This is a genomic window from Nocardiopsis akebiae, assembly GCF_018316795.1.
GTDB lineage: Bacteria > Actinomycetota > Actinomycetes > Streptosporangiales > Streptosporangiaceae > Nocardiopsis > Nocardiopsis dassonvillei.
This window is the reverse complement of record NZ_CP074132.1, coordinates 3,264,885-3,289,416: the sequence shown is the minus strand read 5'-3', so window position 1 is coordinate 3,289,416 and position 24,532 is coordinate 3,264,885. Positions and strand designations below refer to the sequence as shown.

The following is a 24,532-nucleotide window of genomic DNA, read 5'->3' as shown; positions in this document are numbered from 1 at the left end:
GCCGCCCGGCGACGCGGGCGCCCTCCCGGCGAGGACCCGCCCGGTCGCGTACGCCGCGACGCGGGTTCCGGCCTCGCCGGGGCAGGGGCGGCGGGCCGGTCCACCTCACCCGCCCCGGGCCGCGCTTCAGGGCCGGGCCGCCCGGGCGCGGTGACGCCGGACGGCGTCGCGGTTGCCGCAGGCGGGCGAGCAGTAGCGCTGGCGTCCGCCGCGCGAGAAGTCGGCGTACACGCGGTCGCAGCCGTGCGCCGCGCACCGGCCGAGCCGGTCCATGCCCCGGCCCGTCAGGTGCAGGGCGGTGCCGACGGAGACCAGCGCGGCCACCTGACGGTGGGCGGGCAGCAGGTCGGGCCGGTAGTGCAGGTGCCACCCGGTGCCCGCGTGGTCGGTCAGGCGCGGGGCGGCGGAGAACTCGATGAGCAGCGGGTTGAGCCGTTCCGCGCGGGCGGGCGCGTCGGCGGCGTCGACCACCCGCGTCCAGCGCTCCAGGAACTCGCCGACGGCGGCCACGTCGTCCTCGCCCACCGGGCGTTCGAGGAGGAAGCCCACCTCCGCGCAGCGGCGCTCCAGGTCCGCCGCACCGCGCAGCGGCCGGTTGACCAGGTCCACTGCCAGGGTCACCGGATCCCGGCCGTAAGGGTTGAGATGCATAATGCCATTACATCAGACTGGCCCGATGCACACACGGCACGAACACCACTGGACCACCGAGTCGGACCACACCACCAGCGAGGGCGTCGTCGCCTACCAGCGCTGCGCGTGCGGGGGGCGCAGGGTGATCCTGACCCGGGCCTTCGGGCTGCTCCAGGACGACCTGGCCTCGGTCGGCCCCGGGCGGGCATGAGTCGGCGCGGTGGCGGGGGCTCAGCCCCCCTCTGAGCCGAGGAGGGCCCGCAGCACCGCCACCGCCCGCTCCTCCGCCTCCTCGGGGACGAACACGTGGTCGTGGTGGAAACCGGACACCACGTCGCACGGCAGACCGGCTCCGGCCAGCGCGGCGGCCACCGCCGCCACCAGCGCCGCCGCCCGCGCCCCGGCGGGGGCCTCCAGCGTGATCCAGGCGGCCGCGCCGTCGTAGGGCAGCCCGGCGGCGTCGGCCTCCTCGCGCGGGCACACCACGGTCAGGGCCTCGTCCTCGGCCACCGTGACCACCGGACGCACCCCCTCGGGCAGGGACGCGCGGTCCGGCACGGTGGTGAGGACGTAACCGCCCGGCCGCGTTCGGACCCGCGTTCCCGACAGCAGCCGCTCCAGCTCCCCGCCACCCGCTTCCCCCTCCCCCGCGCACCCGTGGCGCCTTGCGGGCGCGCGCCCCCTCCTGAGATCCTGCCCGCAACACCGCCGGGGACGCCAATCCGCGCACACGGGGACCGTGCGGCGGCCCTCCCCCGGCCTGGAATCCTGAGCACACGGCCCCAGAGCCGTCCGGAAGGGACACCGTGACCGACCTACACGCCACACCACACATCGCCCGGGAGTCGGGGACCTTCGCCATCGGCGGTGATCTGCCGGTGCACCGCCTGGGCTTCGGGGCGATGCGCATCGTCGGCGAGGGGGTGTGGGGTCCGCCGCGCGACCGCGACGAGGCGCTGTCGGTGCTGCGGCGCGCGGTCGAGCTGGGCGTGAACTTCATCGACACCGCGGACTCCTACGGACCCCAGATCAGCGAGCAGCTGATCCGCGAGGCGCTCTACCCCTACACCGACGACCTGGTCATCGGCACCAAGGCGGGTTTCGCGCGCACCGGCCCGGCGCAGTGGCACAGACTGGGCCGACCCGAGTACCTCAAGCAGCAGGTGGAGCTGAGCCTGCGCAACCTGGGGCTGGAGCGGATCGACCTGCTCCAGCTGCACCGGATCGACCCCGAGGTGCCGCTGGCCGACCAGCTCGGCGCCCTGGTGGAGCTGCGCGAACAGGGCAAGGTCCGCCACATCGGGCTGAGCGAGGTGACGGTGGACGAGCTGTCCGCCGCCCGCGCGATCACGCCGGTGGCGTCGGTGCAGAACCAGTACGCGCCGTCGTTCCGCCAGTCCGAGGACGTGCTGGAACAGTGCGAGAAGGACGGAACGGCCTTCCTGCCCTGGGCGCCGGTCGGGCGCGGCGAGCTGGCGGGGCCGGGTTCCCCGCTGACCGCGATGGCGGCGGAACACGGGGTGACCCCGGTGCAGCTGTCCCTGGCCTGGCTCCTGCACCGATCGCCGGTCATGCTGCCGATCCCGGGCACGTCGCGGGTGGCGCACCTGGAGGAGAACACGGCCGCCGCCGCGGTGCGGCTGACCGAGGCCGAGACCGAGCGCATCAGCCAGTACCTGGGCACCTGATCCGGGCTGCGCCGGGACCGTGTCGCGGACCCCGGGTGCGCGGGCGCCACGGGGTCCGCGTGCACCGGGCGCCGGGCAAAAGCACCGTTGGCGGACTTCCTCCCCCACGGGTGCCGCACGGAGTCAGGATCGGGCCCCGACGCGCCCCGTGGTTGCTTGCGACGGGTCCCACCTGCTGAGATTCTTCCCGGGACACCGCCGGAGGCCAGGTCTCGCGCGTCGCCGCCCGGGTTGCGCCCCGGCTCCGCATGTTCGGCCCAGCGCCGTCCGGAAGGAACCCTCGTGACCGACGTACACACCACACCGCTCAACGCCCGGGAATCGGGAACCCTCGTGATCGGCGGCGACCTGCCGGTGCACCGCCTGGGCTACGGCTCGATGCAGCTCGTCGGCCGGGGGGCGTGGGGCCCGCCCCGCGACCGCGACGAGGCCCTGGCCGTGCTGCGGCGCGCGGTCGAGCTGGGCGTGAACTTCATCGACACCGCCGACTGCTACGGACCCCAGATCAGCGAGCAGCTGATCCGCGAGGCGCTGCACCCCTACACCGACGACCTGGTCATCACCACCAAGGTGGGCTTCGCGCTCACCGGGCCGGGGCAGTGGCACCCCCTCGGCCGACCCGAGTACCTCAAGCAGCAGGCGGAACTGAGCCTGCGCAACCTCGGCGTGGAGCGGATCGACCTGCTCCAGCTGCACCGGATCGACGCCCAAGTGCCGCTGGCCGACCAGCTCGGCGCCCTGGTGGAGCTGCGCGAACAGGGCAAGGTCCGCCACATCGGGCTGGCCGGGGTGACCCTGGAGCAGCTCTCGGCGGCCCGTGCGATCACGCCGGTGGCGTCGGTGCAGAACTGGTACGGCCCGATCGCGCGCAAGTGCGAGGACGTGCTGGAACAGTGCGAGAGGGACGGGACGGCCTTCCTGCCCTGGGCGCCGCTGGGGCGCGGCGAGCTGGCGGGGCCGGACTCGCCGCTGGCCCCGCTGGCCGCCGAGCACGGGGTCACCCCGGCGCAGCTGTCGCTGGCGTGGCTGCTGCACCACTCGCCGGTGATGCTGCCGATCCCGGGCACGTCGCGGGTGGCGCACCTGGAGGAGAACACGGCCGCCGCCTCGATCAGGTTGTCGGATTCCGAGACCGAGCGCATCGCCAAGTTCCTGGACGGCTGAGCCCATAAACGCGCGCGGCCCCGCCGTTCTCGGCGGGGCCGCGCGCGTCCGGGGCGTCCGCTGCCGCATGGGGGCCGACGGCGGGACGTTCGCACCGTTCAGCTCGGACGCATGCGGAACACCTGGAGTCGCATGCCGTAGTACTTCTCGGTCTCACCGACCCACTCCATGCCGAGTCTGCGCGCCACGGCGATCGCCCGCTCGTTGTTGGGGCGCGCGACCGCGAAGACCTCCTCGATGCCCTGTCTGAACGCCCACGAGATGATGGCCTGGCTGGCCTCGGTGGCGTAACCCTGGCCCCACACGTCGGGGCGCAGCACCCAGGACAGTTCGAAGTCCTCCTCGAAGGGCGGCAGGAGCTTGAGCGAGAGCCCTCCCACGAGCTGGCCGTCCTCCTTGCGGACGATGGCCCAGCGTCCCGCGGGCGGAATCAGGTTGGGCCCCGCCTCGACCCAGGCGTGCAGCACCAGGCGCATCGCGCCGGTGTCGTGCACCGGATGCCATTCCGGCGTCAGCCAGTGCGCGACCTCATCGGCCCCGTAGATGCGCAGGGCCTCCTCGGCGTCGTCCAGCTGCCACTCCCGGATGAGTAGTCGGTCGGTCGGCAACTCAAGGCTCATGGCACCACCGTAACCCGCGACAAACCACCACGACAGGGGGGAAGGGCAACAGACTCGGCGTCCGGCAGGAGGGGCGTGCCCGGGCCGTCGCCCGGCCGCCGCCCCGGGCACCGGTCCCCGCGAACAGGCCGCGAACCGGTCCGTCACGACCCCTTTACAGCGCGTATCACGGCCGTTAGGGTGTCCAGCATGTCTGGGAGCGCTCCCAGACATATGGACTCCCAGAGAGCTCGCCGGCCCCGCCCACGGAGCCGTGCCCGCCCCCTCGGACCGAACGCGCGGCACACCGCCGGGGAACAGCTCGCGACGAAGGACCCGGGCTGGTGCAAAAGGATTCGCGACGCCCGACTCCCGTTGCGATACTGACCAGTCCGGACCGGACCCCGCCGCCAGCGCGGCGGGGTCCGCTCACGTGTCAGCACCCCGCAGCCCAGGAGCCGCCCCCATGAAGTTCGTCCGCGACCCCCACCACGACGGATCCCCCGACCACGTCACCGTCGCGGAGGGCCGGGCGAGGCTGCGCGTGCGCGTGCCCGGGGACGCGGACGCGGTCTACGCCCGCGTGGTGGAGGACGGCGAGGCCGTCACTCTCCGTGCCGAGCGGACGCACGCGTCGGACGGCGCCGTCTGGTTCGAGGCGGATGTGCCGCTGCGCCCGGTGGTGACCAACTACCGGTTCGCGATCGTGCGCGGCACCGAGTACACCTGGCTCAACCAGGAGGGCGTCCACGGGCACGAGGTGACCGACGCGGCGGACTTCCGGCTGATCGACGGGCCCCCGCCGCCCGGGTGGGTCACGGGCACGAGCGTCTACCAGGTCTTCCCGGACCGCTTCGCCCGCGACGACGACTCCGTCGAACCCCCGGCCGAGCACCCCGACTGGGCGCTGCCCCGCTCCTGGGACGACGAGCCCTCCGCCTTCGGGCTGACCGCTACCCGCGAGTACTTCGGCGGCACGCTCGACGGGGTACGCCGGCGCCTGGACCACCTGGCCTCGCTGGGCGTGGAGGTGGTCTACCTGACGCCCGTCTTCCCGGCGCGCTCCACGCACCGCTACGACGCCGCCGCCTTCTCCGAGGTGGATCCGCTGCTGGGCGGCGACCGGGCCCTGCGGGAGCTGGTGCGGGCCGCGCACGAACGCGGCATGCGGGTGATGGGCGACCTGACCACCAACCACACCGGGGACGCCCACGAGTGGTTCCTGGCGGCGCGGGCCGACGCGGACTCCGCCGAGGCGGGGTTCTACCACTTCACCGACCACCCGGACGGCTACGTGGGCTGGCTGGGGGTGCCAAGCCTGCCCAAGCTGGACTACTCCTCGGCCGAGCTGCGGCGCAGGGTCTACGGCGCCGACGACTCGGTGCTCGTTGGCTGGCTGACCGGGCCGGACGCGCTGGACGGATGGCGCGTCGACGTGGCCAACATGACCGGGCGCAACGGCGCGCAGGACCTCAACCGCGAGGTCTCCGGGGAGATCGCGGCACGGATGCGCGAGGTGGACGACCGGCGGGGCGGCGACGGTTCGTGGCTGCTGGCCGAGCACTTCCACGACGCGGGCCCCGACACCCACCACGACGGGTGGCACGGGGTGATGAACTACGCCGGGTTCACCCGGCCGGTGTGGACGTGGCTGAACACCGGGCCCGAGCACGTGCGCTACCTGCGCACGGACTCGCCGCTGCCGCGCGGCGGCGCCGAACAGGCGGTGCGGGCGATGCGGGCGACCAACGCCGGGCTGCCGTGGCGGGTGCTGACGCACAGCGTGAACGCGCTGAGCACGCACGACTCGACGCGCTTTCGGACCGTGGTGGGCGGCGACGCCGACCGGCACGAGGTCGGGGTGGCGGCGCAGGTGACGCTGCCCGGCGTGCCGTTCGTGTTCGCGGGCGACGAGATCGGGATGGAGGGCCTGGACGGGGAGAACGCGCGCAGGCCCATGCCCTGGCACCGGCCCGAGGCGTGGGACACGGGGACGATGGAGGCGCACGCCCGGCTGCTGGCCCTGCGCCGGGGGCTGCCCGCGCTCCAGACCGGCGGCCTGCGCTGGTTGGACGCGGGACCGCACCACATGACGTTCCTGCGCTCACTCGGCGGCCGGACGGTGCTGGTGCACCTGGCCGACGGCCCGCACGCGGGGTTGTCGGCGGCCCTGGCCGACCTGGACGTCTCGGGCCTGGAGGTGCTCGCCCGGGGCGGCGGGGCGCGGGCGGCCCTGGAGGACGCGGAGCGGGTGGAGCTGGCGGCGGACGGGCCCGGCTACGTCATCGCGGCCGGGGGCTGACGCACCGGACCGGGGCGGCGTGACGGGTTCCGCGCCGCCCCGGCAGGAGCTGGGGAGAGGGGTGGAACGGGTGGCGGGGCGACCTGGCTCGGGAACGGGCGGCGACGACGGCCGTGCGTGGGACGCGCGGTTGGGCTGGGCGTACGGACTGACGGCGGACGATCCCGCCGAACGCGCCGCGGCCCTGCTCCGCCTAGGTGAGGCCCGGGAGAACGTCAGGGCGGCCTTCACCCGGTTCAACGAGTGGTTGCGGACCCCGCTCCCCGGGGGCCGGGAGGGGTACCGGAGGGCGGAGTACCTCAAGGCCTACGCGCCGGTCCAGGAGTCCCAGGGGTGCTTGCTGCCCGATGCGTTGTGGAACCGTCCCCGCGGGGACGTCCGGGCATGGCCCGGCCTCCCGTACGCGCTGCTCTACCTGGAGTGGGAGGCGAAGTACCCGCGGGAGTGGACCCGGCACGCCAAGAAGTGGGGCACGAAGGAGCGCCTCGTGCGCGACGTGGCGGTGGCCGGGCACGACGAGGCGGTCGGGGCCAGGCTCAGCGACCTGGTCGAGACCGTCGTCCGGCGGCGTTACCGCTGCAAGGACCGCGAGTACGTGCGGGTGGCCCGCGTCCTGGACGGTGAGGACCTGCGCGCCAGGCTGACGGCGGCCGCCGGGTCGGACCGTCCGTGGGCGCGCCGCCACGCCGCCTACGTCCTCTGGCTCCTCGACCGCCCCGGGGTACCCAACACGCGCAGCGTCTGGCGGACGTGGAACACCGAGGAGTTCCGGGGCTGAACCGGCGACGCACGCCGCGGGACAGCGTGTCTAGACCTCCTGGGACAGGGCGGCCTGGACGTCCTTGACGATCCGGGCGACCGCGTCGCCGGTCCGGCCGACGAAGTAGAAGTGCTCGCCGGGCAGGATGTGGCGCTCCACCGGCCCCGAGGCGCGGCCCTCCCAGGCGGCGAGGCGCTCGGGCGTGACGCCGGGGTCGTCCCGGCCGCCGAAGACCGACAGCGGCGTCCGCAGCGGCGGGGCGTCCGGATCCGGGCGCCAGGTGTCGACGAGTTCGAGGTCGGCGCGGATCAGCGGCTCCACGAGCTTCCACTGCTCGGGGTCGTCCAGGGAACCGACGGCGGTCCCGCCCATGCGGGCGATGCTCCGACGCAGCCGCTCGGAGGACAGCAGGTGCCGGGGATCTTCGTGTTCGGGGCCCGGAGCCGGGCTCCACGCCGACACCCCGAGCCAGGCGGGGTCGGCGGGGCCGTCGGCGGCCAGCAGGGCGGTCAGTTCGTGCGCCAGGAGCGCGCCCATGCTGTGGCCGAAGAACCCGAAGGGGCGGTCCAGTTCGGGGGCCAGGTGCGCGCGCAGGTGGCGGGCGAGTTCTCCGGCGTCGCGGAAGGGTTCCTCCTCCGCCGTCCGGCCGCGTCCGGGCGCCTCCACCAGGCACACCTCCCAGTCGGCCGGGAAGTGGCGCACCCAGGGCCGGTAGCCCAGGGAGGATCCGCCCGCGTGGTGCAGCAGGAAGATCCGGAAGCCCGCCCGGGGAACGGGTCGGGGCCGGATGAGGACGCCCTCGTGCACTGCCTGTTTCCTCGCTGTCCGTGTCCGGGTGCGGCCGTACGGCCACCGCAACAGGGCAAAGCTACCAGTCGGTAGTACCAGTGGGTAACAACGCGCCCCGTCCCGGGCACGCTCCCCCCGCCCTGGAACACGGCCCCCTACCCGCGCAACACGCGGGAACACCCGGCTCCTCCGCCGCCGGAGAGGCCGCGAAGAACACCGTCACCGTCCCGCGTCCGCCGGAAAACCACTCGCCGGGACACGGGGGCCACCGGCACGGGCTTCATGCTCCTGGGCGTGTACTGGTACACCGCCCCGCAACGGGCGATCCCCCAGGACCTGCTCAACGTCGTGATCAGCGTCGACGAGGTGGGCAGCTTCGCGCTGGAACCGGTCGGGTACGCGCTGGCCGGGGCCCTGGCCCCAACCGTGGGGCCGCGCCCCGTGCTGGTCGGCGCGGCCGTGGCCGGGCTGTGGTGACCACGCTCGTACCGCTGGCCGTTCCCGGCGTCTCCCGCCTGGCCGGCCCGGACCCATCGGCCGCCGCGCTCTGACGGCACACGGGACACACCGGCCACACGCTTTCCCAGTCCGCCGCGGGAGGAGGCTTTACGCCGGTCCTCCCCCGCCGGGCCGCCTCAGACCGAGCGGTCGACGCGGCCCCGCAGCAGCCCCAGGGCCGCCGCCGCGGAACGCCGCACCCCCGCGGCCAGCCCGGTCAGCCGACGGCGCCACACGGGCACGCCGAGGTCGTGCCCCGATTCCACGGCGGTTCCGGTCGTCCCCGCCGCACCGTCCGTCCCGGCGACCTCGGCCCGGGCGACGCGCTCGCGCAACCGGTCCCTGACCTGTTCGGGGGTGTAGGCACGGCGCTGCCGCTGGTCCCGCGCGATCACCGCGCCGGTCGCCGCGACGCCCACGAAAGCGGCCACTCCAAGGGCCTTCCACCAACGCATGTTCCCTAGGCTAGCGGTGTGGCAGACACGAGCATGTCCCTGAACGAGGCGCTGGAGCTCACCCGGACCGGTGACGTCTGGGTCTTCCGCGGCACGAGCGCGGCCGACCGCGCCATCCAGATCACCACCAACAGCCCGGTCAACCACGTCGGCATGTCCATCGTGGTCGAGGACCTGCCGCCGCTGATGTGGCACGCCGAACTCGGCAGGTCCCTGCCCGACGTGTGGACCGGCAGGCACCAGCGCGGCGTACAGCTGCACGACCTGCGCGACGCCGTCCTGGTTTGGGGCCGCAAGTACGGTCAGCGCGGCTGGCTGCGCCAGCTCGACCCCCTGGCGGACGGCGCGATGGAGGACGCAGCCCTGCGCACGGTCGCCCGGCTCAACGGCACCCCCTTCCCCTCCACCACCCAGATGGCCGCCCGCTGGGCGCGCGGACGCCTGCCCCTGCGCAAGCTTCCCTTCGGGCGGGGCGCGCGCGAGCGCGCGCTGGAGACGGCCTACTGCGCCGAGGTGATCGCCCTGACCTACGAGGCCATGGGGCTGCTGCCCCCGGGGCGCCTGCCCGGGTACTACGACCCGGGGCGGTTCTGGAGCGGCGACGACCTGGAACTGGAGGGCGGCGCGTCGCTCGGCGGGGAGATCCGCGTGGACCTGCCCGCCGAGTGACCACGGACGGACGGCGGGCCCCGTCAGGCGAGGTGGAAGACCTCGGTCAGCGGCACCATGCCCTCGTCGGGACTGCCGGGCAGGTCCTCGAAGAACGGTGCCATCTCGGCCTGCCAGCGGGCGTTGACCTCGGTCCGGGCCATAGCGGCGCGGGCGGCCTCGAAGTCCTCGGTCTCCAGGTAGCCGACGACCACGCCCTCCTCGGTGCAGAACAGCGAGTAGTTGTGCCAGCCGGTGGCGCTGAGGGCCTCGCGCATCTCCGGCCACACCTCGGCGTGCCGTTCGCGGTACTCGGCGAGGCGTTCCCGGCGGACCTTGAGGATGAAGCAGACGCGCTGCACGGAAGTCCTTCCTGTGGGACGGATACGGATGAGACGCAACAGACCATGACGGTTCTGCACGAAGTTGTACGGATTGCGGCACGTCGGGCCGGGCGGAGTCGCCCCGGCCCGGTTTCCGTGTGCGGGACGCCCCCGAAGAGGCTCGGCCCCCGCGGGAACGGCTCCGGAACCGGGGAGTGTGCCCGACCGCGGAGGGCTCCCCGTGCCCGGGTGCCGCCCCCGGGGGCGGCACCCGGGCACGGGCTCAGAAGTCGAAGTCGTCCACGTTCCCGGCGTCGAAGACCTGCGGCGGGCCGAGCACGATCTCCCCCTCGGTCTCGAACGTGAACTCGCCCAGGCGTCCGGCCGTGAAGGTCTCGCCCTCGGCACCGGTGATCTGCCCGGCCCTGAGCGCAGCGCCGGTGTACCCGGCCAGGTAGCCCAGGTCGAGCGGGTTCCACAGGGCGAACTGGCCCACGGTGCCGTCGTCCACGAACTCGCGCATCTGGTTGGGCGTGCCCAGGCCGGTCACGGCCACCTCGCCCCGGTACTCGGAGTCGCTGACGTAGCGGGCCGCCGCGGCGATGCCCACGGTGGTCGGCGAGACCACGCCGTCCAGGTCGGGGTGGGACTGCATGAGGCCCTGCATCTCCTGGAAGGACTCCAGGTCGTCGTCGTTGCCGTAGACGGTCTCGACCAGCTCCAGGTCGGCGTACTCCTCCTCGGCCAGCACCTCCTCCATCGCCGCTATCCAGGCGTTCTGGTTGGTGGCGTTGGGAGTGGCCGAGAGCACCGCGAAGGTGCCCTCGCCGCCCAGGTCCTCGGCGATCATCTCGACCAGGGTGCGGCCGATGAGCTCGGTGGAGGACTGGTTGACGAACACGTCGGTGCAGTTGGCGTTCGAGTCGTAGCCGACGATGGCCGCGCCGTTGTCACGGGCCTCGTTGAGCGCGGGGCAGACCGCGTCGGGGTCGTTGGCGGCGATCACGATGACGTCGCTGCCCGCCTGGCTGGCCGCGTTGACGTACTCCACCTGGGAGTCGGCCGTGGCCTCGGTGCCCCCGCGCTCGGTGGCCGTGCCGCCGACCTCCTCGACGGCCTCGGTGCCGCCCTGGTTGACGATCTCGAAGAAGGGGTTGTTGAGCTGCTTGGGCAGGAAGTCGATCTTGAGGCCCTCGGGGATAGGCGCGTCGGGGTCGGCGTTGCCGGTCGGCCCGGCCCGGTTCTCCTCCTGGGCGTCCCCGATGGTGGTGCCCCCGCCGCAGGCGGCGGTCGTCAGCACCGCGAACGCGGACGCGGCCAGGAGCAGGTGGCGTGGGCGGCCCTGGGTCATGAGTGTTCTCCCTTGGTGGGGGCGGGCGCGGCGGACGGTGCCGCGGCCGGGGGTGAGGAGGGGCTGGGTCCGGACGCGCGTCTGGCGCGCAGCCGGGCCACGAGGTTGGGGGTGACGACGGAGGCGATGAGGATGAGGCCGGTGACGATCTGCAGGACCTCGCTGCTGATGCCGAACAGCTGGAGGGCGTTGCGGATGGCGCCCAGCAGCACGACGCCGCTCAGCACGCCCGGGATCGAACCGACCCCGCCGAAGATGGACACCCCGCCGAGCAGGACCGCGGCCACGACCTGGAGTTCGAGGCCGAGGGCGGTGTCGGCGCGGGAGGTGCCGTACTGCAGGGTCCAGAAGACCCCGGCTCCGGAGGCCACCACACCGCTGAGCGTGAACAGCCAGAACCTGGTCCAGCGCACCGGCACCCCGGTGAAGCGGGCGGCCTCGTCGTTGTTGCCGATGTCGAACAGCGAGCGGCCGACGGCGGTGGCGTGCAGCAGCACCCCGAACAGCACGGCCAGGACCAGGACCGCCACGGCGATCCACGGCAGGCCCTCCACGCCCAGGAAGGGCGCCCTGGCTCCGCTGACCCAGCTCGGGGGGTAGCTGGCCACGGCGCGGTCGCCGAGCAGCACGTAGGCCAGCCCCCGGTACAGGGCCATGGTGCCGATGGTCACGGCCAGGGACGGCAGTCCGCAAACCGTGACCAGGAACCCGTTGAGGGCGCCCAGCAGCGCGCCCGCGGCCAGGCAGATCCACAGGGCCGTCTCGATGGCGACCCCGGCCTCCCACAGCACGCCCAGGGTGGCGCTGGTCAGCGCCAGGGTGCTGGCCACCGACAGGTCGATCTCGCCGGTGATGACGATGAGCGTCATCGGCAGGGCCATCAGGGCGATGGCGGCCACGCTCAGCACCAGGAAGTCGATGTTGCGCGCGGTGGCGAACATGTCCACGAACAGCCCGGCGGCCAGCAGGGTGACCACGAGCGCGCCCACCACGGGCGCCTCGCGGGCCGAGAGCAGCGACCGGATCCGGCCGGGGCCGCCGGGCCCCCGCGCCGGGGCGCCCTCGGGCACACGGTCGGGGGCGGGGGCGGTGACGGTGCGTTCAGGCGCCACGGGCACCTCCTCCTCGAAGCCTGCGCGCGGTACGCACCGCGAGCAGCCGGTCCAAGCCGATGGCGGCCAGGATGAGCGCGCCCACCACCGCCTGGTGCCAGAACTGGTCGACCCGCCAGATGGGCAGGGCGGCGGTGATGGTGGTGAGCAGGACGGCGCCGAGCGCGGCGCCGTAGACGGTGCCCACACCGCCCGCGATGGCCACGCCGCCGACCACGGCCGCGGCGACGACCTGGAGTTCCATGCCGGTGCCCACGGTGGAGTCGACGGTGCCGTAGCGGGCGGCGAAGAGCACCCCGGCCAGCCCGGCCAGGGCCCCGTTGGCGGCGAAGGCCCAGGTGACGCGGCGCGCGGCGGGGATGCCGGAGAGCCGGGCGGCGTCGGCGTCGGAGCCGATGGCGTACAGCTCGCGGCCCGAGCGGTAGCTGGCGAGGTAGAAGCCCACGACGGCGACCACGACGATGGCGACCGCGGCGGGCAGGGGCACCCCCAGGACGCTGAAGCGGCCCAGGAGCAGGAAGGAGTCGGGCATGTCGTGGGCGTTGACCTGCTCGCCCCCGGCCCACCAGTGGTTGAGGCCGCGGTAGGCGTACAGGGTGCCCAGGGTGACGACCAGGGCGGGCACCCGCACGGTGGTGACCAGCAGCCCGTTGAGCAGTCCCGCGGCCAGGCCGACGCCGACCCCGGCGAGCATCGCGACGGGCACGGGCAGGTCGGGGAAGGTCACGAACAGCAGGCCGGTGCCGAAGGCCGACAGGCCCATGACCGAGCCGACCGAGAGGTCGACGTTCCTGGTGATGAGCACCAGGGCCTGGCCGACGGCGAGGACGGACAGGACGGTGGCGCCCAGGAACAGGTCGCGCACGCCCTGGCTGGACAGGAAGCCGGGGTTGTACAGCCAGGTGGCGGCCACGAGGACCACCACGGCCAGGAGCACGCCGAGTTCGCGGAACTGGAGCCTGCGGCGCGCGGCGGGGACGGAGGCGGGTGCGGGGGCGGTACTGGCCGTGTTCGTCACGCGGCCTCGCTCGGTCGCTGTCCGGTGGCCGCGTACATGACCGACTCCTCGTCGGCCTCCCCGCGGTCCAGGTGGGCGGTGACCCGGCCCTCGTGCATGACCAGGACCCGGTCGGCCATGCCCAGCACCTCGGGGAGTTCGCTGGAGACCATGACGATGGCCAGTCCCCGGCCCGCGAGGGCGGACAGCAGGCGGTGGACCTCGGCCTTGGTGCCCACGTCGATGCCGCGTGTGGGCTCGTCCACGAAGAGCACGCGGGGTTCGGTGGACAGCCACTTGGCCAGGACGACTTTTTGCTGATTGCCGCCGGAGAGGGTGGAGACGGGGTCGGTGAGGCGGCCGAACCTCAGGTTCAGGCGCTCGCCCCACTCGCGGGCGGAGTCGCGTTCGACTCGGGGGCGCAGCAGGCCCAGGCGGCTGAGCGGTCGGCGGCGGGTGGCGGTGGCGTTGCGCTCGATGGAGGACTCCATGACCAGGCCCTGCTGGCGGCGGTCCTCGGGGACCAGTGCCAGTCCGGCGGCCATGGCGGCCCGGGGCCGCCCCGGAGCCAGCGGACTGCCCGCCACCCGCACGGTGCCCGTGTCGTAGCGGTCCACTCCGAACACGGCGCGGACGACCTCGCTGCGTCCGGCGCCGACCAGCCCGGCCAGGGCGACGATCTCCCCGGCGCGCACCGAGAAGGACACGTCGGCGAACACGCCGTGGCGGGTCAGGCCGCCGACCTCCAGCAGTACCTCGCCGCGTTCGGCCTCCTCCTTGGGGTAGAGGCTGCTGACCTCGCGGCCGACCATGCGGCGCACGACGGTGTCCACGTCCAGTTCGCCGGTGGGATCGCAGGAGACGAACGCGCCGTCGCGGACCACGGTGACGCGGTCGCACAGGGCGAAGACCTCGTCGAAGCGGTGGGATATGAACAGCAGGGCCGCGCCGGAGTCGCGCAGGGTGCGGGCGACGGTGAACAGGCGCTCGGCCTCCACCCCGGACAGGGCGGCGGTGGGCTCGTCCATGACCAGGACCCGCGCCCGGCGGGTGAGGGCCTTGGCGATCTCCACGAGCTGCTGGTCGGCGATGGACAGCCCCCGGGCGGGGCGGTCGGGGTCCATGTCCACGCCCAGGCGCGCGAAGACCTCCCGGGTGTCGCGGCGCATGCGGCCGCGGTCGATGGTGCGCAGGCGGGTGCGGGGCTGGCGGCCGACGAAGATGTTCTCGGCCACCGACAGGTCGGGGAACAGCGTGGGTTCCTGGTAGATGACCGCGACCCCGGCGCGCTGGGCGTCCACGGGCGCGGCGAACTCCGCGGGGCTGCCGTCCACGAGCACCCGCCCGCCGTCCGGTCGGTGCACCCCCGCGATGGTCTTGACCAGGGTGGACTTGCCCGCCCCGTTCTCGCCCACCAGTGCGTGGATCTCTCCGGAGCGCAGTTCCAGGGACAGCCCCCGCAGGGCCCGGACGGTTCCGAAGGACTTGGTGACGTCGACCAGGGCGAGGGGTGGGGGGACCTCTGCTGGGTCCACGTGCGCCCTCCTTCTCTTTGCCGTGCCTGTTTGCCGTGACTGGCAAAAACGTTTTAATATGAAGTGGATGTTAAGTGCCCCACATCACACCGTCAAGGGGATCAACCGAGAATTCGCAGGTCTCACCCCGATAACGACCTCCCTGGCGGCAAGCCCTTTCCAGCAGGCGCGAGTCCGGGGGCACTCCGCCACGAGCAACGGATTTACACGTTTCAATCGGGGTGTGAGTACGATGCTTCGCATCGCCCTCCGCACACGCACGGGAGAAGCCCCTTGTCCACCAGGTCCCCCAACGCACGCCGCGGCGTGGGTATCACCGAGGTCGCCCGGCGCGCCGGGGTCTCGCCCGGAACCGTGTCCAACGTGCTCAACCGCCCCGAGCGCGTCGCCGAGGCCACACGCCTGCGGGTCGAGGCGGCCATCACCGAGCTCGACTACGTGCGCAACTCCTCCGGCAGCAGCCTGCGCTCGGGCCGCAGCGAGTCCGTGGGGCTGCTCGTGCTGGACGTGACCAACCCGTTCTTCACCGAGGTCGCACGGGGTGTGGAGGACGAGGCGGCCGGGTCCGGACTCGCCGTGGTCCTGCTCAACTCCGCCGAGAAGCGCGAGCGCCAGCAGCGCAACGTTCGCCTGCTGGCCGAGCAGCGCGCGGCCGGGGCCGTGGTGATGCCCGTGGACGACGACCTGTCGGACCTTCTGTGGCTGAGCCGACAGGGGACCTTCTGGGTGGCCCTGGACCGGGGTGACGTCGCCGAGGACGTGGGGTGCAGCGTCAGCGTGGACAACCACGCGGGCGGGATGGCGGCCGGGAGGCACCTCATCGGGCTGGGGCACGAGACGGTGACCTTCCTGACCGGGCCGTTCGCCATCGAGCAGGTCAGGCGCAGGCACGAGGGGCTGCGCGACGCCTTCACCGAGGCCGGGCTGGATCCGGACTCCTGCGTGCGGGTGGTCGAGCAGCCGCTGCTCAACCCCGAGCAGGGCGAGCGGGCGGTGGACGCGGTGCTGGCGGGGGGACCGAAGCAGCGGCCGCGGGCGGTGTTCTGCGCCAACGACCAGCTCGCGCTCGGTGTGATGAAGGGCCTGGGCCAGCGGGGCCTGCGGGTGCCCGAGGACATGTCGGTGGTGGGCTACGACAACGTGGACTTCGCCGACCTGGTGCACCCGGGGCTGACCACGGTGGCCCAGCCCAAGTACGAACTGGGCCGGGCGGCGATGCGCCTGCTGGAGTCGGAGCTGAACCACGGCGAGCACGTCCACGAGCGGGTGCTGTTCACCCCGGAGCTGGTGGTGCGGGGTTCGACGGCGGTGTACCGCCCCTGATCCGTATTCCCTCGGTCCCGGGCACCGTGTTCGCGGCCGTGGGAAAGCCCGGGCAAAAGCCCTGCTCAGGGTTGTAGCGGTCCGGCGGGAGGGGTAGTCGGCCCACATGGGCAAGGACAAGGGCAAGGACGCGGACGACTACCGCAGGGACTACACCGATCCGGAGTTACGGGAGAGGCTCAAGGAGCGGATCAAGGCCTCGGACAAGGGCGGGGCCGCCGGGAAGTGGTCGGCGCGCAAGAGCCAGCTGCTCACCCAGGAGTACGAACGCCAGGGCGGCGGCTACCGGCACCCGGACCGCAGGAGCGGCGAACAGCGCGACCTTCGGAAGTGGACCGAGGAGGAGTGGCAGACCGCCTCCGGCGACGCGCGGGCGCGCGACAGCGGTTCCGAGGAACCCGGGGGCACCGACCGCTACCTTCCGCGCCACGCCTGGGAGCAGCTCAGTCCCCGGGAGCGGCGGCAGGCGCAGCGCACCAAGCGCCGTGACGACGGGCGGGGCAAGGGGCGTTCGCCGAACCCTCCGGCCGCGAAGTCGGCCCGCAGGTCCGTCGAACTGGACCGGCTGCCCGCCGCCGAGGCCGCCAAGAAGGCGCGGGGGATGTCCTCGAAGCAGGCCCGCAGCGCCGCCGAGCACGAGCGCGGGCACAAGGCCCGCAAGACCGTGTTGCGCGTGCTCGACAGGCGCGCCGAGGGCTGACCGCGCAGGCGCGGGCACAGGCCCAGGCGGAGGCACAGCCGCACCGGGGGCTGGCCGGGGAACGGACAACGGGGAGACGGGGCGGGGACATGGACGAGAAGCAGCGGCGGCAGGTGAGGCAGGAGTTCGGCGAGGCGGTCAACATGACGCCCAAGGAGCTGGAGCGGTGGCTGGAGACCGACGAGTCGAAGTCCGTGGGCGAGGGCGACGGGGAGTCCAAGGGCCACCGTTCGGGGCGGCGGATCGTGGACATCCTGCACGCTTGGCAGGGTGATCTGAAGGAGGAGGACTACGAGCACATGCGCAAGGTCACCGGTTACGTGCACCGGCACCTGGCGCAGAAGCCGTCCGGGGACCCGAGCGAGACCCCGTGGCGGTACTCGCTGATGAACTGGGGGCACGATCCGCTCAAGGGCTGACGCGCCGCGCTGAGTGGACTGTAGGTGCGAGGCCCCGTTCCAGGAGGCGGAACGGGGGTCTTGCCGTCTCGGGGGGAGAGCGCCGGGAACGCCGGGAACGCTGTCGCTAGCGGGGGGACGAAGCCAGCAGGGAGAGGAGGGAGGTCCACTCGCGGCGGTCGAAGCTGAGGTGGCCCAGCTCCCGGTTCTGGGTGTCCCGCACGAGGGTGTCGCGGCCTTCGCTGACCTCCACACAGTTCCCGCCCGACGTGCTGTAGCTGGACTTGTGGAAGTCGCGTCGCTCGTTCACCGTAGCTCCTCCAGAAGCTTTCGTGACTGGGTGGCGGGGAGAGCGCTACCCAGTGCTTGTTTCACCAGACCATGCAAGCGGTCGTACACCTTCGTGTCCTCATACAAGGTAGCGCCGTCCACATGGTCGCTCACAGCCGCTTTCCCACCATCACGAAGATGGAACAGCAGCAGCATGGACGTCACCCCGAGCAGGATGGAGTCCTCCGGGACCAGATGGAAGCGCATCCTGCCCATTTCAGCAATGGACAAAAGGTGTGAAGCCTGCTCTTTCCGAACCCGGTCAGGGACGCAGGTCACCGCCGTCACAGGGAAGACCGCGATGGTCCGAGGGTTATTGAGCTTTCGCAACTGCTCGTACCTGCCACACCTCAGTTCCACCAAGCGTTCAAGGTCACCCGGCTCGCGTCCCATCAGCGACTCCTCGAACACCAGTCGCGCGTAACTCGGAGACTGCAACAACCCGGGCACCAGCAAGGGAGATATGAGGTCTATCGCCTCGGCTGCCTCCTCCAGTCGCGAGACGCTGTGCATCCACTGCGGGAGCCCTTCCGCCTTCGCGAACTCCCACACGCTGACAAGCCGCCCCTGCAACTCCAGTGCTTTGTCCACTTTATCCACTTCGCTCCGAAGCGGAACTACGTGGTTGTTCTCCCATCGGGAGATGGTCGACGGGCTCAGGTTCACCAGCGCCGCAAGCTTGCGGAGGGTGTAGCCAGAGTTATTGCGCTCTTCGGACAGATATGCACCGAAATCGTGTTGCACCATGACCCAAAGCTATCCTCGGCGTTCCTCTTGGGGCCATCCCTTTGTAGATACAACTCACTCACTGGAGGAACAGATATCCCCAGTCGGATGCTGAGGGCATGAACGAAACACGGAAATCCTCCGGCGACATGTTCGCCGCCGCGATCACCGCCTTCCAGAGCCAGCGGGGCCTGACCTTCACCGTCGAGTGGCGACGCTTCCCCTGGACCCACGGCCCCGACGTCGAACGCTCCCTCGTCGGCCCCTCCTACCTGGGCAACGTCGACATCGGCCTCAAGGACGACTTCTCCTGGAGCTACCAGGACCGGTACGGCACCTGGAAGTACGTGCAGCGCGACAGGCTCGACCTCCTCGTGGAATCCGTGGTCGAGGACAGGGCCGGGTTCCAGCCTCCGCTGCCGAACCGTTCCGCCTACCGTCAGGTTCGCGGAACGCAGTGAGTACCGGAAGACAAAAACTGCGATATCGCCACCAGATCTGGAGGAACCTTCATTCTCCATGTTCCATCCGAGAACTGACACCTCGGTTATCCGCGCCTCTCGCCCCACCCGTCACATGCCTCCGGCCGGGCACGCGAAAGCTCTGGCGAGCGGAATCAGCGCCCCCAGAGCACGGCCAGCACTTAAAAAACCCTCAGAGAAAAAGGACGCCGACATGGCCATTGTGCCGCAGGCCCCCTCCCCCGTTGCTCATCGTGGCCAGGTCCCACCCCGGCCGCCAGTCGGGTGTGAATTCGTGCTTGCGGTAGCGGTTGTCGGGGGCGATGAGGAACTCCAGCAGCGCCGTCCTGCGGGACAGGACGCGCAGGGCGGCGGGTTCGGGCAGGCGGAGGGCGGTCTCGGGTGCGTTCATACGGGCATCGAAGCACACGCCCGCGACAGGAAGCGGCCGCACCCTCGCAGGGTGGTGGCCGACGCCGTCGCAGCTCCCACCTGCGCCTAACCTGAATGACGTGGTCAGACCAGACACCCGACCGCGTCCCGCCGGGCCCCCGCGGCGCGAGGCGATCGACAGCCGCAGACTCCCGTCCTACGCCGCCGGTGAGATCGAGGTGCCCTTCGTCGTCATGGGCAGCGCCGAGATCATCCCCCGGGACACGCTCTGGGAGGAGCACTCGCACCCCACGCACGAACTGCTCTGGAACCAGCGGGGCGCCTCCTCCGCCACCGTCGGCGCGCGGGTCTGGACGATCACCCCCACGGTCGGCCTGTGGCTCCCGGCCGGGACGCGCCACTCCGGGTGGACCCCAGCGGGGACCTGGCACCGCGCCGCGCAGTTCGGTGTCCACGCCGTGCCCTCGATCTCCGACGAACCCGTGGCCATGGAGGTCACCCCCCTCCTGCGGCTCCTGCTCGACCGGCTGGACGCCCAAGGGCTCACCGCGGACGAGCGCTCGCGGACCGAGGCGATGGTGCTGGACGTCCTCGCCCCGGCCCGCCGCGAGCTGATCCTGCACATCCCCGAGTCGCCGCTGCTGGCCCCCATCGTCGCCGCCGTGCGCGAGGACCCCGCCGACACCACCACCCTGGCCGTGTGGGCGGCGCGGCTGGGCGTGAGCACCCGCACCGTCACCCGTGCGTTCCGCGCCGAGACGGGTCTGGGGTTCAGCCAGTGGCTGACCACCGCGCGCGTGCAGCACGCGGTGACGATGCTCGCGCGGGGGGACGAGATCGACGAGGTGGCGGTGTGTGTGGGCTACCACTCGGCGAGCGCGTTCGGCGCGGCCTTCCGCCGGATCACCGGAGTGAGCCCGGGACGCTTCCGCTCCCTGTGAGCCCTGCGGGGACAGCGTTTCAGCTTTCGCGACAGGACCGGCAACACAGGCCCCATCCAGCTCTCCAGTCTCCCCCGCCACACCCCGCTTGTCCGAATCGCTATAAAAGATGTCGCATCTACGCGATTGCGAACCCACCAAGGACACCCTAAATTCGGTTAGGCAAACCTAATCTCTCGGCATCGCCGCGGTCGGGTCGGCGTCGCGCACCCCTGGACCCCTGTCCCCACGCGACCCGCCCCCGACCGGTCCCCTCCCGGACGCACACCCCCGTGTGCGCGCCGGGGCGGTGCGGGAGCCGGACCATGGCACCGCCATGGCTGAGGCCCGAGGGCCGCCAGAGGCCCCACGGCCACGATGGGAAGGAAACCATGCCCCGCGTTTCAAGGCTGGCCGCGCTCTCCGGCGCCGCGCTGCTCACCGTCGCGCTCGCCGCCTGCTCCTCCGACAGCTCCTCCGACTCCTCCGGCGGGGAGGACGGCGGTTCCGGGGACTGGACCCCCGTCACCATCGAGCACGCGCTCGGCACGACGACGATCGAGTCCGAGCCCGAGCGGGTCGCGACGGTGAACTGGGCCAACCACGAGGTCCCGCTGGCCCTGGGGGTCGTGCCGGTCGGCATGGCCTCCGCCGACTTCGGCGACGACAACGGCGACGGCGTGCTGCCCTGGGTCGAGGAGAAGCTCACCGAGCTGGGCGCGGAGACCCCGGTCCTGTTCGACGAGACGGACGGCATCGACTTCGAGGCCGTCGCCGACACCGCGCCGGACGTGATCCTGGCCGCCTACTCCGGTCTCACCCAGGAGGACTACGACACGCTCAGCGAGATCGCCCCCGTCGTCGCCTACCCCGAGACCGCCTGGGGAACGCCGTGGCGGGAGATGATCGAGCTCAACAGCCAGGCCCTGGGCATGGCGGCCGAGGGCGAGGAGCTGATCGCCGGCCTGGAGCAGGAGATCGAGGACTCGGTCGCGGAGTACCCGCAGTTCGAGGGCCGGTCCGCGATGTTCCTGACCCACGTGGACACCACGGACCTGAGCGAGGTCAGCTTCTACACCACGCACGACACGCGCGCCCTGTTCTTCGAGGACCTGGGTCTGCAGACCCCGGAGAGCATCGCGACCGCCTCCGCCGAGACCGACCAGTTCTCCCTGAGCCGGAGCGCCGAGCAGGCGGACGCGTTCAACGACGTGGACATCATCGTCACCTACGGCGGCGAGGAGCTGGTGCGGACCCTGGAGGGCGACCCGCTGCTGTCGCAGATGCCCGCCGTGGAGAACGGCTCCGTCGTCAACCTCCCCGGTGACGACCCGCTGGGCACGGCCGCGAACCCGACCCCGCTGTCGATCTCGTGGGTCCTGGACGACTACCTGTCGCTCCTCGCCGAGGCCGCTGACGAGGCCCAGTAGTGGCGACGGACACCTCGACCGCCGTCTCGGGCGCCGCCGTCGTGCGGCGCCCGAGACGCGGCAAGGCCCTGTGGCTGCTGGTGGTGCTGGGCGCACTGTTCGCGCTCATGTTCGCCTCGGTCGTGGTCGGCTCGCGCGACGTGCCCTGGACGGCCGTCGTGGCGGCCTTCGGCGGCGCGACCGAGAACTTCGACCAGGCCGCTGTGGCCAAGCGCATCCCCCGCACGCTGCTGGCCGTGCTCGCCGGAGCCGCCCTGGGCGTGGCGGGGGCGGTCATGCAGGGCGTGACCCGCAACCCGCTGGCCGACCCGGGCATCCTGGGCGTGACCATGGGCGCCTCGCTCGCCGTCGTCGCGGGCATCGCCTACTTCGGCCTGGCCTCCGCGACCAGCTTCGTGTGGGTGGCGATCGTCGGCGCGGGGCTGACCACGGTGTTCGTCTACACCATCGGCTCCTTGGGCCGGGGCGGGGCCACACCGCTCAAACTCGCCCTGGCCGGGGCGGCGACCACCGCGGCCCTGGCCTCCTTCATCAGGGCCGTCATGCTCCCGCGCGCCGACATCGCCGAGGGGGCCCGGTCCTGGCAGATCGGCGGCGTGGGCGGCGGGACCCTCGACAGCGTCTCGCAGGTGCTGCCCTTCCTCCTGGCCGGATTCGTCGTGTGCCTGCTGTCGGCGCGCGCGCTCAACCTCCTGGCCCTGGGCGACGAGCTGGCCGCGGGCCTGGGCGAGCGCGTCGCCCTCGCGCGGGGCGCGGCCTTCGCCGGCGCGGTCGTGCTGTGCGGCGCGAGCACCGCCGTGACGGGCCCGATCAGCTTCGTCGGCCTCGTCGTCCCCCACGTGTGCCGCCTGCTCGTGGGCGTGGACCACCGGTGGCTGATCCCGTTCTCGGCGCTCACCGGCGCCGCCCTGCTGACCGCGGCGGACGTGGTCGGCCGCATCGTGGCGCGCCCCGCGGAGATCGACGTGGGGATCGTGACCGCGCTGATCGGCGCACCGTTCTTCATCTACATCGTCCGCCGTCAGAAGGTGCGTGCACTGTGAGCGCCTCCACCGTCGAGACCGTCGCGCGCGGCCGGACGCGCCGCGCCTACCGGCGGCGCGTCGTGATCGCCGCCCTGGCCGTGGCGATCGTCCTCGTGTTCGCCCTGTCCCTGATGGTCGGGCAGACCTTCTACCCGCCCGGCGACGTCGTGCGGGTGGTCCTGGGCCAGGACGTGCCGGGCGCCTCGTTCACCGTGGGGCGGCTCCGGCTGCCGCGGGCCGTGCTCGCGGTGGCGGCGGGGCTGTGCTTCGGGCTGGCGGGCGTGACGTTCCAGACCATGCTGCGCAACCCCCTAGCCAGCCCGGACATCATCGGCATCAGCGCGGGGGCCAGCGCGGCGGCCGTGTTCGCGATCGTGGTGCTCTCGCTCGGCGAGGCCGGGGTGTCGGCCTTCGCGATCGCGGCGGGCCTGCTCGTGTCCCTGGCCGTGTACGCGCTGTCCTTCAAGGACGGGGTCGCCGGGACGCGCCTGATCCTGGTCGGCATCGGCATCGCGGCCATGCTGACCAGCGTCACCGACTACATCCTGGACCAGGCCGCCCAGTGGGACCTGCAGGAGGCGATGCGGTGGCTGACCGGCAGCCTCAACGGCGCCAGCTGGGATCAGGCCGTCCCCGTGCTGGTCGCGCTGGTCGTCCTCGCCCCCGTGCTCCTGTCCCAGTCGGGCAACCTGTCCGCGCTCCAGCTGGGCGACGACACCGCCTCGGCCCTGGGCGTGCGCGTGGACCTGACCCGGCTCGTCGCGATCGTCGGGGCGGTGGGGCTCATCGCCTTCGCGACCGCGGCGGCGGGGCCGGTGGCCTTCGTGTCCTTCCTGTCGGGGCCGATCGCGGCGCGCCTGGTGGGGCCGAACGGCTCGCTGCTGGTGCCCTCGGCGCTGGTCGGGGCGCTGCTGATCCTGGTCGCCGACCTGTGCGCGCAGTACGCCTTCGGGACCCGCTACCCGGTCGGGGTCGTCACCGGCGTGCTCGGCGCCCCCTACCTCGTCTACCTGATCGTCCGCACCAACCGCGTGGGAGGCTCGCTTTGACCACGGCCCATTCGCTGCTCGTCGAGGACCTGACGCTCGGCTACAAGGACCGCGTCGTCATCGAGTCGCTGGACCTGACCGTCCCGCCCGGCAGGATCACCGCGATCGTGGGCGCCAACGCGTGCGGCAAGTCCACACTGCTGCGCTCGATGTCGCGGCTGCTCGCGCCCCGGGTCGGGCACGTGCTGCTGGACGGCAAGGAGGTGCACCGCCTGCCGTCCAAGGAACTGGCGCGCACGCTCGGGCTGCTGCCGCAGTCGCCGATCGCCCCGGAGGGCATCACCGTGAGCGACCTCGTCGGGCGGGGCCGCCACCCCCACCAGAGGATGCTCTCGCGGTGGAGCCGGGAGGACGACGAGGCCGTGGCCGAGGCGCTGGAGGCGACGCGGACGGTGGACCTGGCCGACCGGCCCGTGGACGAGCTCTCCGGCGGGCAGCGCCAGCGCGTGTGGATCGCGATGGCCCTGGCCCAGCGCACGGACCTGCTGCTGCTGGACGAGCCGACCACGTTCCTGGACGTCAGCCACCAGGTCGAGGTGCTGGACCTGCTGACCGACCTCAACCGCTCGCTGGGGACGACGATCGTGCTGGTCCTGCACGACCTCAACCTGGCCGCGCGCTACGCCGACCACCTCATCGCGCTCGCCTCCGGTCGGTTGCACGCGGCGGGCGCGCCCGAGGAGGTGCTCACCCCCGAGACGGTGCACGCCGTGTTCGGCCTGCGCAGCGAGGTGATCACCGACCCCACGTCGGGCAGGCCCCTCATGCTGCCCCTGGGCCGCTACCACAGCGCCCGGGCCGAACGCGGGGAGGAGCAGCTGGCGGAGTGATACCTCCGCCGCCCTGAGGCCGGTGTCGCGTGCCCGGTCGCGGAGGCGCCGCGCACCTCACAGTGCCCACGCGGCTCGCGTGCCTCGCGGTCC

29 protein-coding genes are annotated in these 24,532 nt (G+C 72.5%); 16 read left to right on the top strand and 13 right to left on the bottom strand.

Features of this window, described 5'->3' with window-relative positions:
* Positions 1–126: 126 nt before the first annotated feature.
* Positions 127–651 (bottom strand): CGNR zinc finger domain-containing protein, encoded by a 525-nt coding sequence (locus KGD83_RS14125; RefSeq protein ID WP_212644193.1) that lies wholly within the window; start codon positions 649–651, stop codon positions 127–129.
* Between the two features lie 25 nt (positions 652–676).
* Between KGD83_RS14125 and KGD83_RS14120 the strand changes: the two genes are divergently transcribed.
* The gene (locus KGD83_RS14120; RefSeq protein WP_212644192.1) at positions 677–844 is read left to right on the top strand and encodes a hypothetical protein; all 168 of its coding nucleotides are present in this window, start codon (positions 677–679) and stop codon (positions 842–844) included.
* A gap of 20 nt (positions 845–864) precedes the next feature.
* Here the strand turns inward: KGD83_RS14120 and KGD83_RS14115 are convergent, their stop codons facing one another.
* Entirely contained in the window at positions 865–1,254 is a 390-nt protein-coding gene (locus tag KGD83_RS14115; RefSeq protein WP_212644421.1) for an ACT domain-containing protein, read from the bottom strand.
* A 185-nt stretch (positions 1,255–1,439) separates the two neighbouring features.
* Between KGD83_RS14115 and KGD83_RS14110 the strand changes: the two genes are divergently transcribed.
* Positions 1,440–2,321, top strand: coding sequence for an aldo/keto reductase (locus KGD83_RS14110; protein ID WP_212644191.1), 882 nt, complete (start codon positions 1,440–1,442; stop codon positions 2,319–2,321).
* A 282-nt stretch (positions 2,322–2,603) separates the two neighbouring features.
* Positions 2,604–3,485, top strand: a complete 882-nt coding sequence (locus KGD83_RS14105) for an aldo/keto reductase (RefSeq protein ID WP_212644190.1) — start codon at positions 2,604–2,606, stop codon at positions 3,483–3,485.
* A 98-nt stretch (positions 3,486–3,583) separates the two neighbouring features.
* Here the strand turns inward: KGD83_RS14105 and KGD83_RS14100 are convergent, their stop codons facing one another.
* Positions 3,584–4,105 carry a GNAT family N-acetyltransferase gene (locus KGD83_RS14100; protein WP_212644189.1) on the bottom strand — a complete coding sequence of 174 codons (522 nt, stop codon included), beginning with the start codon at positions 4,103–4,105 and terminating at the stop codon, positions 3,584–3,586.
* A 445-nt stretch (positions 4,106–4,550) separates the two neighbouring features.
* On the opposite strand from KGD83_RS14100, the gene KGD83_RS14095 reads away from it, so the two are divergent.
* Together KGD83_RS14095 and KGD83_RS14090 are read left to right on the top strand one after the other, a co-directional pair.
* Positions 4,551–6,386, top strand: a complete 1,836-nt coding sequence (locus KGD83_RS14095) for a glycoside hydrolase family 13 protein (RefSeq protein ID WP_212644188.1) — start codon at positions 4,551–4,553, stop codon at positions 6,384–6,386.
* 70 nt (positions 6,387–6,456) lie between these two features.
* Entirely contained in the window at positions 6,457–7,164 is a 708-nt protein-coding gene (locus KGD83_RS14090; RefSeq protein WP_249352364.1) for a hypothetical protein, read from the top strand.
* Positions 7,165–7,194: 30 nt separating this feature from the next.
* On the opposite strand, the gene KGD83_RS14085 is transcribed toward KGD83_RS14090, so the two are convergent.
* Positions 7,195–7,953, bottom strand: a complete 759-nt coding sequence (locus KGD83_RS14085) for a thioesterase II family protein (protein WP_212644186.1) — start codon at positions 7,951–7,953, stop codon at positions 7,195–7,197.
* 276 nt (positions 7,954–8,229) lie between these two features.
* On the opposite strand from KGD83_RS14085, the gene KGD83_RS28630 reads away from it, so the two are divergent.
* Positions 8,230–8,412, top strand: a complete 183-nt coding sequence (locus tag KGD83_RS28630) for a hypothetical protein (RefSeq protein WP_249352362.1) — start codon at positions 8,230–8,232, stop codon at positions 8,410–8,412.
* Between the two features lie 158 nt (positions 8,413–8,570).
* On the opposite strand, the gene KGD83_RS14075 is transcribed toward KGD83_RS28630, so the two are convergent.
* A complete protein-coding gene (locus KGD83_RS14075; protein ID WP_212644420.1) occupies positions 8,571–8,864 on the bottom strand; it encodes a hypothetical protein in 294 nt (97 codons plus the stop codon).
* Between the two features lie 57 nt (positions 8,865–8,921).
* On the opposite strand from KGD83_RS14075, the gene KGD83_RS14070 reads away from it, so the two are divergent.
* A complete protein-coding gene (locus KGD83_RS14070; RefSeq protein ID WP_212644419.1) occupies positions 8,922–9,557 on the top strand; it encodes a hypothetical protein in 636 nt (211 codons plus the stop codon).
* A gap of 23 nt (positions 9,558–9,580) precedes the next feature.
* Here KGD83_RS14070 and KGD83_RS14065 read toward each other — a convergent pair whose 3' ends face one another.
* From KGD83_RS14065 to KGD83_RS14045, 5 genes are all read right to left on the bottom strand, one after another.
* Positions 9,581–9,898, bottom strand: coding sequence for an L-rhamnose mutarotase (locus KGD83_RS14065; protein WP_212644185.1), 318 nt, complete (start codon positions 9,896–9,898; stop codon positions 9,581–9,583).
* 244 nt (positions 9,899–10,142) lie between these two features.
* Positions 10,143–11,210, bottom strand: a complete 1,068-nt coding sequence (gene rhaS, locus KGD83_RS14060) for a rhamnose ABC transporter substrate-binding protein (protein WP_212644184.1) — start codon at positions 11,208–11,210, stop codon at positions 10,143–10,145.
* Positions 11,207–12,328 (bottom strand): ABC transporter permease, encoded by a 1,122-nt coding sequence (locus tag KGD83_RS14055; RefSeq protein ID WP_212644183.1) that lies wholly within the window; start codon positions 12,326–12,328, stop codon positions 11,207–11,209. The genes rhaS and KGD83_RS14055 overlap by 4 nt, the downstream gene beginning before the upstream one ends.
* The gene (locus KGD83_RS14050; protein WP_212644182.1) at positions 12,312–13,340 is read right to left on the bottom strand and encodes an ABC transporter permease; all 1,029 of its coding nucleotides are present in this window, start codon (positions 13,338–13,340) and stop codon (positions 12,312–12,314) included. Before KGD83_RS14050 ends, KGD83_RS14055 begins: the two co-directional genes overlap by 17 nt.
* Positions 13,337–14,854: a sugar ABC transporter ATP-binding protein gene (locus KGD83_RS14045; protein WP_212644181.1), complete on the bottom strand. Its 1,518-nt coding sequence runs from the start codon at positions 14,852–14,854 to the stop codon at positions 13,337–13,339. Before KGD83_RS14045 ends, KGD83_RS14050 begins: the two co-directional genes overlap by 4 nt.
* A gap of 273 nt (positions 14,855–15,127) precedes the next feature.
* Between KGD83_RS14045 and KGD83_RS14040 the strand changes: the two genes are divergently transcribed.
* The 3 genes from KGD83_RS14040 (at position 15,128) to KGD83_RS14030 (ending at position 17,296) form a co-directional block, all read left to right on the top strand.
* Positions 15,128–16,177 (top strand): LacI family DNA-binding transcriptional regulator, encoded by a 1,050-nt coding sequence (locus KGD83_RS14040; RefSeq protein ID WP_212644180.1) that lies wholly within the window; start codon positions 15,128–15,130, stop codon positions 16,175–16,177.
* A 106-nt stretch (positions 16,178–16,283) separates the two neighbouring features.
* Positions 16,284–16,877 (top strand): hypothetical protein, encoded by a 594-nt coding sequence (locus KGD83_RS14035; RefSeq protein WP_212644179.1) that lies wholly within the window; start codon positions 16,284–16,286, stop codon positions 16,875–16,877.
* An 89-nt stretch (positions 16,878–16,966) separates the two neighbouring features.
* The gene (locus KGD83_RS14030; RefSeq protein ID WP_212644178.1) at positions 16,967–17,296 is read left to right on the top strand and encodes a DUF3140 domain-containing protein; all 330 of its coding nucleotides are present in this window, start codon (positions 16,967–16,969) and stop codon (positions 17,294–17,296) included.
* 106 nt (positions 17,297–17,402) lie between these two features.
* On the opposite strand, the gene KGD83_RS14025 is transcribed toward KGD83_RS14030, so the two are convergent.
* Positions 17,403–17,585: a DUF397 domain-containing protein gene (locus KGD83_RS14025; protein WP_013153337.1), complete on the bottom strand. Its 183-nt coding sequence runs from the start codon at positions 17,583–17,585 to the stop codon at positions 17,403–17,405.
* Complete coding sequence (locus KGD83_RS14020) at positions 17,582–18,352, bottom strand: helix-turn-helix domain-containing protein (protein ID WP_212644177.1); 771 nt, start codon at positions 18,350–18,352, stop codon at positions 17,582–17,584. The genes KGD83_RS14025 and KGD83_RS14020 overlap by 4 nt, the downstream gene beginning before the upstream one ends.
* Positions 18,353–18,450: 98 nt before the next feature.
* Between KGD83_RS14020 and KGD83_RS14015 the strand changes: the two genes are divergently transcribed.
* On the top strand, positions 18,451–18,792 hold the full coding sequence (locus tag KGD83_RS14015) for a hypothetical protein (protein ID WP_212644176.1): 342 nt from the start codon (positions 18,451–18,453) through the stop codon (positions 18,790–18,792).
* 193 nt (positions 18,793–18,985) lie between these two features.
* Here the strand turns inward: KGD83_RS14015 and KGD83_RS14010 are convergent, their stop codons facing one another.
* A complete protein-coding gene (locus KGD83_RS14010) occupies positions 18,986–19,204 on the bottom strand; it encodes a hypothetical protein (RefSeq protein ID WP_212644652.1) in 219 nt (72 codons plus the stop codon).
* A gap of 100 nt (positions 19,205–19,304) precedes the next feature.
* On the opposite strand from KGD83_RS14010, the gene KGD83_RS14005 reads away from it, so the two are divergent.
* The 5 genes from KGD83_RS14005 (at position 19,305) to KGD83_RS13985 (ending at position 24,439) form a co-directional block, all read left to right on the top strand.
* A complete protein-coding gene (locus KGD83_RS14005) occupies positions 19,305–20,126 on the top strand; it encodes a helix-turn-helix domain-containing protein (RefSeq protein WP_212644175.1) in 822 nt (273 codons plus the stop codon).
* Between the two features lie 371 nt (positions 20,127–20,497).
* A complete protein-coding gene (locus KGD83_RS14000) occupies positions 20,498–21,535 on the top strand; it encodes an iron-siderophore ABC transporter substrate-binding protein (RefSeq protein WP_212644174.1) in 1,038 nt (345 codons plus the stop codon).
* Positions 21,535–22,578 (top strand): FecCD family ABC transporter permease, encoded by a 1,044-nt coding sequence (locus tag KGD83_RS13995; RefSeq protein ID WP_212644173.1) that lies wholly within the window; start codon positions 21,535–21,537, stop codon positions 22,576–22,578. Before KGD83_RS14000 ends, KGD83_RS13995 begins: the two co-directional genes overlap by 1 nt.
* Positions 22,575–23,609 carry a FecCD family ABC transporter permease gene (locus KGD83_RS13990; RefSeq protein WP_212644172.1) on the top strand — a complete coding sequence of 345 codons (1,035 nt, stop codon included), beginning with the start codon at positions 22,575–22,577 and terminating at the stop codon, positions 23,607–23,609. Before KGD83_RS13995 ends, KGD83_RS13990 begins: the two co-directional genes overlap by 4 nt.
* Positions 23,606–24,439: an ABC transporter ATP-binding protein gene (locus KGD83_RS13985; RefSeq protein WP_212644171.1), complete on the top strand. Its 834-nt coding sequence runs from the start codon at positions 23,606–23,608 to the stop codon at positions 24,437–24,439. Before KGD83_RS13990 ends, KGD83_RS13985 begins: the two co-directional genes overlap by 4 nt.
* Positions 24,440–24,532 lie beyond the last annotated feature (93 nt).

Bases quoted from the DNA above. Each gene is read 5' to 3' on its own strand.
- KGD83_RS14095 (WP_212644188.1), top strand. From the start codon at position 4,551: ATGAAGTTCGTCCGCGACCCCCACCACGACGGATCCCCCGACCACGTC.
- rhaS (WP_212644184.1), bottom strand. From the start codon at position 11,210: ATGACCCAGGGCCGCCCACGCCACCTGCTCCTGGCCGCGTCCGCGTTC.
- KGD83_RS14000 (WP_212644174.1), top strand. From the start codon at position 20,498: ATGCCCCGCGTTTCAAGGCTGGCCGCGCTCTCCGGCGCCGCGCTGCTC.
- KGD83_RS14030 (WP_212644178.1), top strand. From the start codon at position 16,967: ATGGACGAGAAGCAGCGGCGGCAGGTGAGGCAGGAGTTCGGCGAGGCG.
- KGD83_RS14010 (WP_212644652.1), bottom strand. From the start codon at position 19,204: ATGAACGCACCCGAGACCGCCCTCCGCCTGCCCGAACCCGCCGCCCTG.
- KGD83_RS14125 (WP_212644193.1), bottom strand. From the start codon at position 651: ATGCATCTCAACCCTTACGGCCGGGATCCGGTGACCCTGGCAGTGGAC.
- KGD83_RS14015 (WP_212644176.1), top strand. From the start codon at position 18,451: ATGAACGAAACACGGAAATCCTCCGGCGACATGTTCGCCGCCGCGATC.
- KGD83_RS14120 (WP_212644192.1), top strand. From the start codon at position 677: ATGCACACACGGCACGAACACCACTGGACCACCGAGTCGGACCACACC.
- KGD83_RS14035 (WP_212644179.1), top strand. From the start codon at position 16,284: ATGGGCAAGGACAAGGGCAAGGACGCGGACGACTACCGCAGGGACTAC.
- KGD83_RS14100 (WP_212644189.1), bottom strand. From the start codon at position 4,105: ATGAGCCTTGAGTTGCCGACCGACCGACTACTCATCCGGGAGTGGCAG.
- KGD83_RS14070 (WP_212644419.1), top strand. From the start codon at position 8,922: ATGTCCCTGAACGAGGCGCTGGAGCTCACCCGGACCGGTGACGTCTGG.
- KGD83_RS14020 (WP_212644177.1), bottom strand. From the start codon at position 18,352: ATGGTGCAACACGATTTCGGTGCATATCTGTCCGAAGAGCGCAATAAC.